This window comes from Variovorax sp. TLI9-5A, from assembly GCF_056867935.1.
The window spans coordinates 1,664,881-1,678,332 of the sequence record NZ_CP200310.1 but is presented as its reverse complement, the minus strand read 5'-3'; the positions used below and the strand labels follow the sequence as shown (position 1 = coordinate 1,678,332).

Below are 13,452 nucleotides of genomic sequence, written 5' to 3'. Positions count from 1 at the left end.
GTGTTGCCCCAGGCAGGGGACAGGAGAAGCGACACGAAGTGCGCGAAGCCTGGGGACGAGCCTTTGCTTACTGCAGTGCTTGCACGCCGGCCACCAGCCAGCCGCTGTTGCCGCTGACGGGCTTGGTCATGTTCCAGACTTCGCGGAACGGGCCCGGGCCGGCCGAGGCGTCTTCGCGGATCATGCCGGAGAACTCCACGCTGGCCATGTAGGCATCGGGCAGTTCCTCGATGCCGAGCAGCTTGGCATCGAGCATCACGACTTCGGTCTTGTTCGAGGCACCGCCGGTGTGGCTGGCGCGGTCGGCCAGCTGTGCGCGGATTTCATCGACCATGCCGTCGGTCATCATCGAACGCAGCGTCGACACGTCGGCGCGGTCCCATGCGTCCTGCAGCGTCACGAAGTTGCGCTTTGCCGCACCGAGGAAACCATCGACGTCGAAGCCGGAGGGAATGCCCCACGACTGCGAACCGCCGAGCGCCGAGCCGATCATGCTGCCGCCGGCCGCTGCACCAGCTGCCGAAAGGCTGCTGCCGTGCGGCGTGGAATCGAAGGCCGCGTTGCTGCGCTCCCAGGGGCGCGCCGATGCGTCGTTGCCAACGTTGGCCGGGCTGTACTGCGCGGGAGAACTCGCGTTGCTCGGGCTTGCACCCGCGCCCTGGAAGGCGAAGCCGCCCTGGCGGTTGCCTGCAGGCTGCGAGCGCGACTTGATCATGCGCCACACCACCACGCCGGCCAGCACCAGCAGACCGATCAGCAGGATGTTGGCGAAGCCGGCGCCGAGGCCGAGCGAACTTGCGAGCCATGCGAGGCCCAGGCCGGCGGCGAGGCCGCCGAGCATCGCCCCCCACGGACGCTTTGGTGCTGCGGCTGCGGCAGGCGCTGGCGTTGCGGGCTTGGCCGCGGCCGCGTTGGTCGCGTTCTGCGCAGGTGCCGATGGCGATGGCGATGCAGCCTCGCGCTGCGTCACGTTGGACGACTGGCGCCCCACCGACTTGCCGCCGCCCATGCGTGCAGCCTCTGCCTGGACGCTGACCAGGACCAGTGCGGCTGCCAGGAACAAAGAACTCAAACTCTTCATATCGTCGTCTCCTCTCGAGCGAAAGATCGCTTCATCAACACTTGATTCCAACATGGAGGGCAGCGATTCCCCCAGTCATGTTGTGATAGTCCACATGTCCGAAACCGCCCTCTTTCATGAGGGTCTTGAGTTCCTCTTGCGAGGGATGCATCCGGATCGATTCGGCGAGGTAGCGATAGCTCGCGTCGTCGCCGGCCACGAGCTTGCCCAGGCGGGGCAGCACGTTGAAGGAGTACCAGTCGTAGGCCTTTGCGAGCGGCTTCGCGACCTTGGAGAACTCGAGCACCAGCAGCTTGCCGCGCGGCTTGAGCACGCGGTTCATCTCCTTGAGCGCGGCGTCCTTGTGCGTCATGTTGCGCAGGCCGAAGGCCACCGTGACCACGTCGAAGTGGTTGTCGGGGAAAGGCAGTTTCTCCGCGTCGCAGACCATGGTGGGCAGCGACACGCCGGCGTCGATCAGGCGGTCGCGGCCGGTGCGCAGCATGGCCTCGTTGATGTCGGTGTGGACCACCTGGCCGCTGGCGCCGACCTTCTTGGCGAAGGCCAGTGCGAGGTCGCCGGTGCCGCCTGCGATGTCGAGAACGCGCGAGCCTTCGCCCACGTTCGCGACCATGACGGTGTACGCCTTCCAGGCGCGGTGCAGGCCGGCCGACATCAGGTCGTTCATGATGTCGTAGCGCGATGCGACCGAATCGAAGACACCGCGAACGCGGCGGGCCTTCTCGCTTTCGTCGACTGTCTCGAAGCCGAAGTGTGTGGTACTCATGCGACCGATGTTAGGCCGGAAGCCTTCACATCAAGCCGACGACCCCGCGCGCACGGCGGACATTTGTTGCTTTTTCAGCCCCGCCCTTTCTGGGCATAGGGCTATCTTTTCAATAGCACCGCGCGGATTTTCGGGCGATTCCGCGCAAGGCTCAGTGACTGCCGCAGGCGTGGCCGCCCTTCTCGATCATCGGTGCGTCGCGATCGACACCGGCCTCGGCCAGCCGGCGCTCGTAGGCGGCCCACAGGTCGGCCTGCTTCTCGCCCAGTTCGTAGAGCAGGTCCCACGAGTAGATGCCCGTGTTGTGCCCATCGCTGAAGGTCGGCTGCACCGCGTAGTTGCCCACGGGTTCGAGCTCGACGAGTTCGACCTCGCGCTTGCCCGTCTGCAGCACTTCCTGACCCGGTCCGTGGCCCTGCACCTCGGCCGATGGCGAATAGATGCGCATCAGCTCGAAGGGAATGCGGAAGGTCGCGCCATCCGAGAAGCCCACTTCGAGCACGCGCGACTGGCCGTGCACGGTGATCGATTGCGGCGTCGGTGCGCCCGGTTTCAAGCCTGCCATCAGAAGCTCCTGTTGCCCAAGCGTTTGATCATCGCAGCCTCGATCGCGGGCAGGCGCGCGGAGATGTCCGCTTCGAGCGCGGCATTGCGCTCGCGCTGCACCGGCGCCCACACCGAACCCGGGAAATGGCTGTCGTTCGAGAAGCGCGCGATCACATGCCAGTGCAGGTGCGCCACCATGTTGCCGAGCGCGGCGAGATTGATCTTCGCCGGCTTCAGGTGCTCGCGCAGGCACTGCTCGACCACCGTCACGGCCTCCATGCACAGCGCGCGGTCTGCCGCGTCGAGATCGGAGAACTCGGCCACGTGCTCGCGCCACACCACGCGATAGAAGGCCGGGAAGCCGGCCTCCTCGACATGGATCACGCGCAGCTTCGCGCCCTCGAACACGAGGCGCCCGCCAGGGCCCTCGCACAGCACGCAGCCTTGCACGCTCTTCGTCACACCAGCACCCGTTCGATGCCGCCCTGGTTGGCGGCTTCCACGTAGTTCGGCATCCAGTCTTCGCCGAGGATCTTGTTGGCCATTTCGACCACGATGTAGTCGGCTTCGAGCAGGCCGTTGTTGAGGTCGTTGCCGTAGCGCGAAAGGCCCTGCAGGCAGCTCGGGCAGCTGGTGAGGATCTTCACGTTGTCCTTCTCGCCGACCTTGCCGGCATCGCGCAGCGCGGCTTCGCCCTTCTTCAGCTCCTCTTCCTTGCGGAAGCGGATCTGCGTCGAGATGTCGGGCCGCGACACGCCCAGCGTGCCCGACTCGCCGCAGCAGCGGTCGTTCTTGAGCACGTTGTCGCCGACCAGCGCCTTCACGGTCTTCATCGGGTCCTGCTGCTTCATCGGCGAGTGGCAGGGGTCGTGGTACAGGTAGCCGCCGCCTGCCGCACCGGCGAGCGTGATGCCCTTTTCGAGCAGGTACTCGTGGATGTCGATGATCCGGCAGCCCGGGAAGATCTTGTCGAACTGGTAGCCCTGCAGCTGGTCGTAGCAGGTGCCGCAGCTCACCACAACCGTCTTGATGTCGAGGTAGTTGAGCGTGTTGGCCACGCGGTGGAAGAGCACGCGGTTGTCGGTGATCATCTTCTCGGCCTTGTCGAACTGGCCGCTGCCGCGCTGCGGGTAGCCGCAGCACAGGTAGCCCGGCGGCAGAACGGTCTGCACGCCCGCATGCCAGAGCATCGCCTGCGTGGCCAGCCCCACCTGCGAGAACAGCCGCTCCGAGCCGCAGCCCGGGAAGTAGAAGACCGCCTCGGTCTCGGAGGTGGTCGCCTTCGGGTTGCGGATGATCGGCACGTAGTCCGCGTCCTCGATGTCGAGCAGCGCGCGCGCCGTCTTCTTCGGCAGGTTGCCCGGCATCTTCTTGTTGATGAAGTGGATCACCTGCTCCTTCACCGGAGCCGGCCCCAGCGAGGCCGGCGGCGCGGAGGTCTGCTTCTTCGCAAGGCCGCGCAGCAGGTCGTTGGCCATGCGCTGCGCCTTGAAGCCGATGCCCACCATGCCCGCGCGCACCGCCTTGATGGTCTGCGGATTGGTCGCGTTCAGGAAGAACATCGCGGCCGCGTTGCCGGGACGGAAGCTCTTCTGGCCCATCTTGCGCAGCAGGTTGCGCATGTTCATCGACACGTCGCCGAAGTCGATCTTCACCGGGCAGGGCGTGAGGCACTTGTGGCACACGGTGCAGTGGTCGGCCACGTCCTCGAACTCCTCCCAGTGCTTGATGCTCACGCCGCGCCGGGTCTGCTCCTCGTAGAGGAAGGCCTCCACCAGCAGCGAGGTCGCGAGGATCTTGTTGCGCGGGCTGTACAGCAGGTTCGCGCGCGGCACGTGCGTGGCGCACACCGGCTTGCACTTGCCGCAGCGCAGGCAGTCCTTCACGCTGTTGGCGATGTCGCCGATGTCGCTCTGCTGCATGATCAGCGACTCGTGCCCCATGAGGCCGAAGCTCGGCGTGTAGGCGTTGGTCAGGTCGGCATGCAGCGTCTCGGGCTTGCCGGCGGGCGCGCGCAGCAGCTTGCCCTTGTTGAAGCGGCCCTCGGGGTCGACCTTGGCCTTGTATTCGGTGAAGGGGCGCAGTTCCTCGTCGCTCAGGAATTCGAGCTTGGTGATGCCGATGCCGTGCTCGCCGGAGATCACGCCGTCGAGGCTGCGCGCCAGCGCCATGATGCGCACCACCGCAGCATGCGCGGTCTGCAGCATGTCGTAGTTGTCGCTGTTGACGGGAATGTTGGTGTGCACGTTGCCATCGCCCGCGTGCATGTGCAGCGCGACCCACACGCGGCCCTTGAGCACGCGCTTGTGGATGGCAGTGCACTCCGCCAGGATCGGCGCGAACTCGGCGCCCGTGAAGATGGCCTGCAGCGGCTGGCGCAGCTGGGTCTTCCAGCTCGCGCGCAGGGAGTGGTCCTGCAGCTGCGGGAACAGCGTGTCGACGTTCTGCAGCCAGCCGGCCCACAGCGCGCGCGTTTCCTGCACCAGCGCCACGGCCTGCGCAACGCGGTCTTCCAGCAGCTCGGCAGCGGGAATCTCGTGCGCGTCGTCGGTCTTGCCCAGCGGCAGGTTACCGCGCGTGAGGAAGGCTTCGAGCTCGTCGGTGAGCGCGAGCTTGTTCTGCAGCGACAGCTCGATGTTGATGCGCTCGATGCCGTCGCTGTACTCGGCCATGCGCGGCAGCGGGATCACCACGTCTTCGTTGATCTTGAAGGCGTTGGTGTGGCGGCTGATGGCGGCCGTGCGCTTGCGGTCCAGCCAGAACTTCTTGCGCGCCTCGGGGCTGATGGCGATGAAGCCTTCGCCGCTGCGCGAGTTGGCGATGCGCACCACCTCGGAGGTGACGCGCGCCACCGCGTCGGCGTCGTCGCCCGCGATGTCGCCGAACAGCACCATCTTCGGCAGGCCGCCGTGCTTCTTCGACTTGGTGGCGTAACCCACCGCCTTGAGGTAGCGGTCGTCCAGGTGCTCCAGGCCGGCCAGCAGCACGCCCGAGCGCTTCTGCTCGGCGAACATGAAGTCCTTGATCTCGACGATGCTGGGCACCGCGTCCTTCGCGTTGCCGAAGAATTCGAGGCAGACGGTGCGGGTGTGCGCCGGCATGCGGTGCACCACCCAGCGGCAGCTGGTGATGAGGCCGTCGCAGCCTTCCTTCTGGATGCCCGGCAGGCCCGAGAGGAACTTGTCGGTCACGTCCTTGCCCAGGCCTTCCTTGCGGAAGGTGCGGCCCGGGATCTCCAGGCGCTCGCTGCGCACCTTGGTCTTGCCATCAGCCGCGTAGTACTGCAGCTCGAACACGGCGCTCTCGGCGTCGTGGATCTTGCCGAGGTTGTGGCCGATGCGCGTGACTTCGAGCCACTCGGCCTGGGGCGTGACCATGCGCCACGAAGCCAGGTTGTCGAGCGCCGTGCCCCACAGCACGGCCTTCTTGCCGCCGGCGTTCATGGCGACGTTGCCGCCCACGCACGAGGCCTCGGCGGAGGTCGGGTCGACCGCGAAGACGAAGCCCGCGCGCTCGGCCGCGTCGGCCACGCGCTGGGTGACCACGCCGGCCTCGGTCCAGATGGTGGGCACCGGGTCGGCCAGGCCGGGCAGCGCGACGTGCTCGACCTCGGTCATCGCCTCGAGCTTCTCGGTGTTGATGACGACGCTGTTCCAGGTCAGCGGAATGGCTCCGCCGGTGTAGCCGGTGCCGCCTCCGCGCGGAATGATGGTCAGGCCCAGTTCGATGCAGCCCTTCACCAGCAGCGCCATCTCGGCCTCGGTGTCGGGGCACAGCACGACGAAGGGGTACTCCACGCGCCAGTCGGTGGCGTCGGTGACGTGGGCGACGCGCGAAAGGCCGTCGAACTTGATGTTGTCCTTGGCGGTGAGCCGGCCCAGCACGCGCGTGGCCTTGCGGCGCAGGGCGGCGACGTCGCGGAACTTGGTGTCGAAGGCAGCCACCGCATCGCCGACGAGGCCGGTGAGCTCGCCCACGAGCTGGTCGCGCGGCAGGTCGCTGTCGGGGGTGCGGCGCTTCTGCACCTCGGCCAGGCGGTGCCTGAGGGCATCGACCAGCTGGCCGCGGCGGCGCGGGTTGTCGAGCAGGTCGTCGACGAGGTACGGGTTGCGCTGGACCACCCAGATGTCGCCGAGCACCTCGTAGAGCATGCGCGCCGATCGGCCGGTGCGGCGCTCGGCGCGCAGGGTCTGCAGCAGTTCCCAGCCGCGTTCGCCCAGCAGGCGAATCACGATCTCGCGATCGGAGAAGCTGGTGTAGTTGTACGGGATCTCGCGCAGTCGGACAGGCTCTGCGGCCTGTGCCAACAGCGTGTTCAACGCGGTCGGAGCATTCATCGGGTGGGGCGCCTCGGCCGGGCGCTGCGCGCCCATAGCCGGGCTGGGGATTTTATTGCAGTGCCTGGGGTCTTGCCTCGTGACCGTGGTTGCGGCCTTGCGGCAAGCACTGCTTCCGGGGGAATCCCCTCCCCCCGGGAGGCCGGATCAGAACAGCACGCGGCTGCGGATCGTCCCGCCCACCTTCGCCAGCTTCTCCAGCGCCAGGTCGGAAGAGGCCGCGTCGATGTCCATCACCACGTAGCCGATCTTCTCGTTGGTCTGCAGGAACTGCGAGGAGATGTTGATGTGGTTGTCCGAGAAGATCTTGTTGATCTCCGACAGCACGCCCGGCACGTTGCGGTGCACGTGCAGCAGCCGGTGCTTGCCCGGGTGCGCCGGCAGCGCCACTTCGGGGAAGTTGACCGACGAGGTCGAGGTGCCGTTGTCGCTGTACTTGACCAGCTTTTCCGCCACTTCCAGCCCGATGTTGGCCTGCGCCTCCATGGTCGAGCCCCCGATGTGGGGCGTGAGGATCACGTTGTCGAGGCCGCGCAGAGGCGACAGGAACTCGTCCTTGTTGCTGCGCGGCTCCACGGGGAACACGTCGATGGCGGCGCCCAGCAGCTTGCGGGCCTTCAGGGCCTCGGCCAGCGGATCGATCTCGACCACCGTGCCGCGCGAGGCGTTGATGAGAATGGAGCCGGGCTTCATCGCCGCGATCTCGGCCGCGCCGATCATCCACTGGGTGGCCTGCGTCTCGGGCACGTGCAGCGTCACGATGTCGCTCTGGGCCAGCAGCTGGTGCAGCTCGCGCACCTGGCGCGCATTGCCCAGCGGCAGCTTGGTGACCACGTCGAAGAAAGCCACGTGCATGCCCAGCGCCTCGGCCAGCACCGACAGCTGCGCGCCGATCGAGCCGTAGCCCACGATGCCCAGCGTCTTGCCGCGGATTTCGAACGCGTTCTCGGCCGACTTGAGCCAGCCGCCGCGGTGCGCCACCGCGCTCTTCTCGGGCACGCCGCGCAGCAGCAGGATGGCTTCGGCCAGCACCAGCTCGGCCACCGAGCGGGTGTTGGAGTACGGTGCGTTGAACACCGCCACGCCATGCTCGCGGGCAGCTTCCAGGTCGACCTGGTTGGTGCCGATGCAGAAGCAGCCCGCCGCCACCAGCTTGTGCGCCGCGGCGAACACGTCGGCCGTGAGCTGGGTGCGCGAGCGGATGCCCAGGAAGTGCACGTCGGCGATCTTTTCCTTCAGTTCGGCATCGGGCAGAGCGCCCGGCAGCGACTCGATGTTGGTGTAGCCGGCGGCGCGCAGCACCTCCACGGCCGAGGGGTGGATGCCTTCGAGCAAGAGGAACTTGATCCTGCTTTTGTCGAGGGAGGTTTTGCTGCTCATGGAGGTCTCTTGGAAGCCCCGGCCATGGCGACAGGCTAGGCCAAAAAAAGGGAGGGCGATGCTAGCATGGTGCGGCGCAGCATGAGGGGCCGCGCCCCGCGCCGGGCCTGCTGCGAACAGGGCCAAATCGGACCGGAAAAGCAAGGCAAGCCCGAAGGGTCCAAAGGGGTTTCCCCGATTGGAGGAAACCCGTGCTCCGTGCGCCAATGTGACGCGGCTGTGTCATCCACATGCCCTAGCATCCGCGCTTTCCATTTTTCCCTTCAGGAGTCTTCATGCGATTCAAGACGCTCGCGCTGGCATCGGCGTTGGCCGCCACCACGCTGTTCAACGTGGCGCAGGCCCAGACCGAGATCCAGTGGTGGCATTCCATGACCGCCGTCAACAACGAGTGGGTCAACGACCTGGCCAAGCAGTTCAACGAGAGCCAGAAGGAATACAAGGTCGTCCCGACCTTCAAGGGCACCTACGACGAATCGATGACGGCCTCCATCGCGGCCTTCCGCGCCGGCAACGCGCCGCACATCCTGCAGGTGTTCGAAGTGGGCACCGCCACCATGATGGCCAGCAAGGGCGCGATCGTGCCGGTGGGCCAGGTCATGAAGGACGCGGGCGAGAAGTTCGACCCGGCCGCCTACATCCCCGCCGTGGCCGGCTACTACACGGCGCCCAACGGCCAGATGCTGAGCTTCCCCTTCAACAGCTCGACCACCATCTTCTATTTCAACAAGGACGCCTTCAAGGCCGCCGGCCTGCCCACCGACAAGGCCCCGTCGACCTGGCCGGAGGTGGTCGCCGCCGCCGCCAAGCTCAAGGCCAGCGGCCACAAGTGCCCGTTCACCACGGCCTGGCAGAACTGGACGCAGGTGGAGAGCTTCTCGGCCTGGCACAACGTCGAGTTCGCGACCAAGGCCAACGGCCTGCAGGGCCTGGACGCCCGCCTGAAGGTCAATTCGCCGCTGCACCAGCGCCACATCGAGAACCTGGCCAGCATGGCCAAGCAGGGCCTCTTCATCTACAAGGGCCGCGGCAACGTGCCCGAGGCCTCGTTCGTGTCGGGCGAGTGCGCCATGATCAACACCTCCTCGGGCTTCTACGGCAACGTGGCCAAGAACGCCAAGTTCGCCTACGGCCTGGCCCCCCTGCCCTACTACCCGGACGTGCCCGGCGCGCCGCAGAACACCGTGATCGGCGGCGCCAGCCTGTGGGTCATGTCGGGCAAGAAGCCGGCCGAGTACAAGGGCGTGGCCAAGTTCTTCAGCTTCATCTCGACGCCTGAAGTGCAGTCCGCCAGCCACAAGCGCACCGGCTACCTGCCGGTGACCATGGCCTCGTACAAGCTCACCGAGGACTCCGGCTTCTACAAGCAGAACCCCGGCACCGACGTGGCCGTCACGCAGATGATCCGCAAGGTCACCGACAAGAGCCGCGGCATCCGCCTGGGCAACTACGTGCAGATCCGCGCCATCGAGGACGAAGAGCTCGAACAGGTCTGGAACGGCAAGAAAACCGCCAAGGAAGCCCTCGACGCCATCGTGACCCGTGGCAACGAGCAGCTGGAACGCTTCCAGAAGGCCAACAAGAGCTGACGCCCGGCCGCCGGGCAGCTTTCGTGTCCGGCTAATATCGCCCGCCCCCGTCCGCTCTTGCGCAAGAGCGGGCGCGGCGGGATTTTTTACTTAGAGGGTTCATGGAAAAACGCGTCTTCTTTCGCTCGGGCTGGCTGCCCTGGCTGCTGCTGGCGCCGCAGATGGCGGTGATCTTCGTGTTTTTCTTCTGGCCGGCGGCGCAGGCCCTGCTGCAGTCGCTGCAGCAGCAGGACGCCTTCGGCACCTCCGTCGATTTCGTCGGGCTGCAGAACTTCAGGGAACTCTTCGAAGACCCGGCCTACGCCGAGTCGTTCAAGACCACCGCCGTTTTCTCGGTGCTGGTCGCCAGCATCGGCCTCACCCTGTCGCTGACGCTGGCCGTGTTCGCCGACCGCATCGTGCGCGGCGGTATGTTCTACAAGACCATGCTGATCCTGCCGTACGCCGTGGCGCCCGCCGTGGCCGCCGTGCTGTGGGTCTTCATGTTCTCCCCCTCGCTGGGCGTGGTCGCCTACGCGCTGGGCAAGATCGGCATCGACTGGAACCACCTGCTCAACTCGAAGCACGCGATGACGCTGATCGTGATGGCCGCCGTGTGGAAGCAGATTTCCTACAACTTCCTGTTCTTCCTGGCCGGGCTGCAGTCCATCCCGAAATCGCTGATCGAGGCCGCAGCCATCGACGGCGCGCGCCCGTGGCGCCGCTTCTGGACGGTGCAGTTCCCGCTGCTGTCGCCCACCACCTTCTTCCTGCTGGTGATGAACGTGGTCTATGCGTTCTTCGACACCTTCGCCATCGTTCATGCCGCCACGGAAGGCGGCCCGGGCAAGGACACGGAAATCCTCGTCTACAAGGTCTACCACGACGGCTTCAAGGCCCTGGACCTCGGCGGCTCGGCCGCGCAGTCGGTGGTGCTCATGGTGATCGTGATCGCGCTCACCATCGTGCAATTCCGCTACGTAGAAAAGAAGGTGCAGTACTGACATGGTTGAAAGAAGAAGCACCCAGGGCATCCTGGCCCACGTGGTGATGATCCTGGGCGTCCTGATCGTCGCCTTCCCCATCTACCTCGCCTTCGTGGCGTCCACCCACACGGCGCAGGAGATCGTGCAGCGGCCGATGCCGCTGCTGCCCGGCTCCAACATGCTCGAGAGCTACAAGGGCGCGCTCTTCGGCCGCGCGAGCAGCGCGGGCTCCAACGCCCCGGTGGCGCACATGATGTGGGTGAGCCTGGTGACGGCGCTGGTCATCGCCATCGGCAAGATCACGATCTCGCTGCTGTCGGCCTTCGCCATCGTCTACTTCCGCTTCCCGTTCAAGAAGATCTGCTTCTGGGCGATCTTCGTGACGCTGATGCTGCCGGTGGAAGTGCGCATCCTGCCCACCTACAAGGTGCTGTCGGACCTGAGCATGCTCAACAGCTACGCGGGACTGACGGTGCCGCTGATCGCCTCGGCCACGGCCACCTTCCTGTTCCGGCAGTTCTTCCTGACCGTGCCCGAGGAGCTCACCGAGGCCTCCCGCATGGACGGCGCGAGCCCCATGCGCTTCTTCTTCGACGTGCTGCTGCCGCTGTCGAAGACCAGCATCGCGGCGCTCTTCGTGATCCAGTTCATCTACGGCTGGAACCAGTACCTGTGGCCGCTGCTGGCGGTCACCAACGAGGACATGTACCCGATCGTGGTCGGCATCAAGCGGCTGATCGCCGGCGGCGACGGCCAGAACGAATGGAACGTGGTGATGGCGACCGCCATCCTCGCGATGCTGCCGCCGGCGCTGGTGGTGGTGCTGATGCAGAAGTGGTTCGTCAAGGGCCTCGTGGACACTGAAAAATAAGTTATGGCTTCCCTCTCCCTACGCAACGTCATCAAGCGCTACGGCCACGGGCCGAAAGCCAACCAGGTCATCCACGGCGTGAGCGCCGAGATCGCCGACCACGAGTTCATCGTCATCGTCGGGCCCTCGGGCTGCGGCAAGTCCACGCTGCTGCGCATGGTGGCCGGCCTGGAGGAAGTCTCCGCCGGCGAGATCGCCATCGGCAACAAGGTCGTGAACCAGCTCGAACCCGCCGAGCGCGACATCGCCATGGTGTTCCAGAACTACGCGCTGTACCCGCACATGAGCGTGTTCGCGAACATGGCCTACGGCCTGAAGATCGCGAAGGTGCCGCCGGCCGAGATCAAGGTGCGCGTCGACAAGGCCGCGAAGATCCTCGAGCTGGGCCACCTGCTGGAGCGCAAGCCGCGCGAGCTTTCCGGCGGCCAGCGCCAGCGCGTGGCCATGGGCCGCGCCATCGTGCGCCAGCCGCAGGTGTTCCTGTTCGACGAGCCGCTGTCGAACCTCGACGCCAAGCTGCGCGCGCAGACCCGCCTCGAAATCCAGAAGCTGCACCGCGAGCTCGGCATCACCTCGCTGTTCGTCACGCACGACCAGGTCGAGGCCATGACGCTGGCCCAGCGCATCATCGTGATGAACGGCGGCGTGATGGACCAGTTCGCCACCCCCGAGGAGGTGTACTCGCGCCCCGCCACCACCTTCGTCGCGAGCTTCATCGGCTCGCCGCCGATGAACCTGCTGAAGCACGCTCCGGGCGTGCGCCCGGGCCAGATCCTCGGCATCCGCCCCGAGCACCTGAAGCTCGACGAGAGCGGCTGGTCGGTGCAGGTCGAGCAGGTCGAGCTGCTGGGCGCCGAACGGCTGGTGTACGGCCGCATCGGCGACGAGCAGATCATCATGCGCACCGACGAGGCCGACCACCCACCGGTCGCGGGCGACACGGTGAAGATCGCCGCGCGCGAAGAAAAACTGCACTGGTTCGACGCCGGCTCAGGCAAGCGCGCGGATTGATGCTCGCCCCCAGGCTGCGCGCACTTCGTGTCGCTTCGCCAACCCCCTACCGGGGGCGGCACCAGCGGCCCGGCAAAGCCGGTTGCGCGGTGCCCCACGAAGAAACCGGGGCCTCACTCAAAGAATGATCATGAATTCCTGGCCCTACCCCCGCTGGGTCGCGCATCGCGGCGCCGGCAAGCTGGCCCCCGAGAACACGCTGGCCGCGTTCCGGTTCGGCGCCTCGCACGGCTACCGCATGTTCGAGTGCGACGCCAAGCTCAGCGCCGACGGCGTGGTCTTCCTGATGCACGACGCCACGCTCGACCGCACCACCAGCGGCCACGGCACCGGCGGCGCGCAGCCCTGGAGCGCGCTGGCGCAGCTCGACGCGGGCGGCTGGCATTCGCGCTCCTACGCGGGCGAGCCGCTGCCCACGCTGGAAAACCTGGCGCGCTTCTGCCTGGCCAACGGCTACCTGCTCAACATCGAGATCAAGCCCACGCCCGGCACCGAGCGCCAGACTGGCGAAGCGGTGGCGCGCGAGGCTGCCCGCCTGTGGCAGGGCACGGCGGTGCCGCCGCTGCTCACCTCTTTCCAGGTCGAGTCGCTCAAGGGCGCCCAGGCGGTCCAGCCCGATCTGCCTCGGGGCTTGCTGCTCGACAAGCTCTGGGATGGCTGGCTCGATGCGGCCAAACAGCTCGGCTGTGTCGCCATCGTCTGCAACCACACGCTGTGGGACGCCACCGTGGTGGCGCTGGTGCACGAGGCGGGCATGCGCGCCCTGAGCTACACGGTGAACGACGACCGGGCCGCGCAGCGGCTGATCGACCTGGGCACCGACGGCATCATCACCGACAGGGTCGACCTCTTTTCACCCGCCGCCTGACGCGGCGACTCTTACCAGTCCTTACGAAATGGCGGCTT

Annotated in this window: 11 protein-coding genes; 5 read left to right on the top strand and 6 right to left on the bottom strand. The window is 66.5% G+C overall.

Annotated elements, in window-relative coordinates:
- Positions 1-67 precede the first annotated feature (67 nt).
- The 6 genes from AC1VNX_RS08185 to serA all read right to left on the bottom strand — a co-directional run bounded on the left by AC1VNX_RS08185 (position 68) and on the right by serA (position 8,110).
- The gene (locus tag AC1VNX_RS08185) at positions 68-1,081 is read right to left on the bottom strand and encodes a Tim44 domain-containing protein (protein WP_483156250.1); all 1,014 of its coding nucleotides are present in this window, start codon (positions 1,079-1,081) and stop codon (positions 68-70) included.
- 34 nt (positions 1,082-1,115) lie between these two features.
- The gene (gene ubiE / locus AC1VNX_RS08180) at positions 1,116-1,847 is read right to left on the bottom strand and encodes a bifunctional demethylmenaquinone methyltransferase/2-methoxy-6-polyprenyl-1,4-benzoquinol methylase UbiE (protein WP_301505985.1); all 732 of its coding nucleotides are present in this window, start codon (positions 1,845-1,847) and stop codon (positions 1,116-1,118) included.
- A 151-nt stretch (positions 1,848-1,998) separates the two neighbouring features.
- Positions 1,999-2,412, bottom strand: coding sequence for a gamma-butyrobetaine hydroxylase family protein (locus AC1VNX_RS08175; RefSeq protein WP_483156249.1), 414 nt, complete (start codon positions 2,410-2,412; stop codon positions 1,999-2,001).
- The gene (locus tag AC1VNX_RS08170; RefSeq protein ID WP_483156248.1) at positions 2,412-2,855 is read right to left on the bottom strand and encodes an HIT family protein; all 444 of its coding nucleotides are present in this window, start codon (positions 2,853-2,855) and stop codon (positions 2,412-2,414) included. Before AC1VNX_RS08170 ends, AC1VNX_RS08175 begins: the two co-directional genes overlap by 1 nt.
- Entirely contained in the window at positions 2,852-6,730 is a 3,879-nt protein-coding gene (locus AC1VNX_RS08165; protein ID WP_483156247.1) for a DUF3683 domain-containing protein, read from the bottom strand. The genes AC1VNX_RS08170 and AC1VNX_RS08165 overlap by 4 nt, the downstream gene beginning before the upstream one ends.
- 147 nt (positions 6,731-6,877) lie before the next feature.
- Complete coding sequence (serA, locus tag AC1VNX_RS08160) at positions 6,878-8,110, bottom strand: phosphoglycerate dehydrogenase (protein ID WP_483156246.1); 1,233 nt, start codon at positions 8,108-8,110, stop codon at positions 6,878-6,880.
- Between the two features lie 275 nt (positions 8,111-8,385).
- On the opposite strand from serA, the gene ugpB reads away from it, so the two are divergent.
- The 5 genes from ugpB to ugpQ all read left to right on the top strand — a co-directional run bounded on the left by ugpB (position 8,386) and on the right by ugpQ (position 13,414).
- Complete coding sequence (gene ugpB / locus AC1VNX_RS08155) at positions 8,386-9,699, top strand: sn-glycerol-3-phosphate ABC transporter substrate-binding protein UgpB (protein ID WP_483156245.1); 1,314 nt, start codon at positions 8,386-8,388, stop codon at positions 9,697-9,699.
- A gap of 101 nt (positions 9,700-9,800) precedes the next feature.
- Positions 9,801-10,682 carry a sn-glycerol-3-phosphate ABC transporter permease UgpA gene (gene ugpA / locus AC1VNX_RS08150; RefSeq protein ID WP_483156244.1) on the top strand — a complete coding sequence of 294 codons (882 nt, stop codon included), beginning with the start codon at positions 9,801-9,803 and terminating at the stop codon, positions 10,680-10,682.
- 1 nt (position 10,683) lies between these two features.
- The gene (gene ugpE / locus AC1VNX_RS08145; protein ID WP_483156243.1) at positions 10,684-11,535 is read left to right on the top strand and encodes a sn-glycerol-3-phosphate ABC transporter permease UgpE; all 852 of its coding nucleotides are present in this window, start codon (positions 10,684-10,686) and stop codon (positions 11,533-11,535) included.
- A gap of 3 nt (positions 11,536-11,538) precedes the next feature.
- Positions 11,539-12,546 carry a sn-glycerol-3-phosphate ABC transporter ATP-binding protein UgpC gene (ugpC, locus tag AC1VNX_RS08140; protein ID WP_483156242.1) on the top strand — a complete coding sequence of 336 codons (1,008 nt, stop codon included), beginning with the start codon at positions 11,539-11,541 and terminating at the stop codon, positions 12,544-12,546.
- A 124-nt stretch (positions 12,547-12,670) separates the two neighbouring features.
- On the top strand, positions 12,671-13,414 hold the full coding sequence (gene ugpQ, locus AC1VNX_RS08135; protein WP_483156241.1) for a glycerophosphodiester phosphodiesterase: 744 nt from the start codon (positions 12,671-12,673) through the stop codon (positions 13,412-13,414).
- Positions 13,415-13,452: the final 38 nt, after the last annotated feature.

Excerpts from the sequence above, each read along its gene's own strand:
- AC1VNX_RS08185 (WP_483156250.1), bottom strand. The coding sequence starts at position 1,081 with ATGAAGAGTTTGAGTTCTTTGTTCCTGGCAGCCGCACTGGTCCTGGTC.
- ubiE (WP_301505985.1), bottom strand. The coding sequence starts at position 1,847 with ATGAGTACCACACACTTCGGCTTCGAGACAGTCGACGAAAGCGAGAAG.
- AC1VNX_RS08175 (WP_483156249.1), bottom strand. The coding sequence starts at position 2,412 with ATGGCAGGCTTGAAACCGGGCGCACCGACGCCGCAATCGATCACCGTG.
- AC1VNX_RS08165 (WP_483156247.1), bottom strand. The coding sequence starts at position 6,730 with ATGAATGCTCCGACCGCGTTGAACACGCTGTTGGCACAGGCCGCAGAG.
- serA (WP_483156246.1), bottom strand. The coding sequence starts at position 8,110 with ATGAGCAGCAAAACCTCCCTCGACAAAAGCAGGATCAAGTTCCTCTTG.
- ugpB (WP_483156245.1), top strand. The coding sequence starts at position 8,386 with ATGCGATTCAAGACGCTCGCGCTGGCATCGGCGTTGGCCGCCACCACG.
- ugpA (WP_483156244.1), top strand. The coding sequence starts at position 9,801 with ATGGAAAAACGCGTCTTCTTTCGCTCGGGCTGGCTGCCCTGGCTGCTG.
- ugpE (WP_483156243.1), top strand. The coding sequence starts at position 10,684 with ATGGTTGAAAGAAGAAGCACCCAGGGCATCCTGGCCCACGTGGTGATG.
- ugpC (WP_483156242.1), top strand. The coding sequence starts at position 11,539 with ATGGCTTCCCTCTCCCTACGCAACGTCATCAAGCGCTACGGCCACGGG.
- ugpQ (WP_483156241.1), top strand. The coding sequence starts at position 12,671 with ATGATCATGAATTCCTGGCCCTACCCCCGCTGGGTCGCGCATCGCGGC.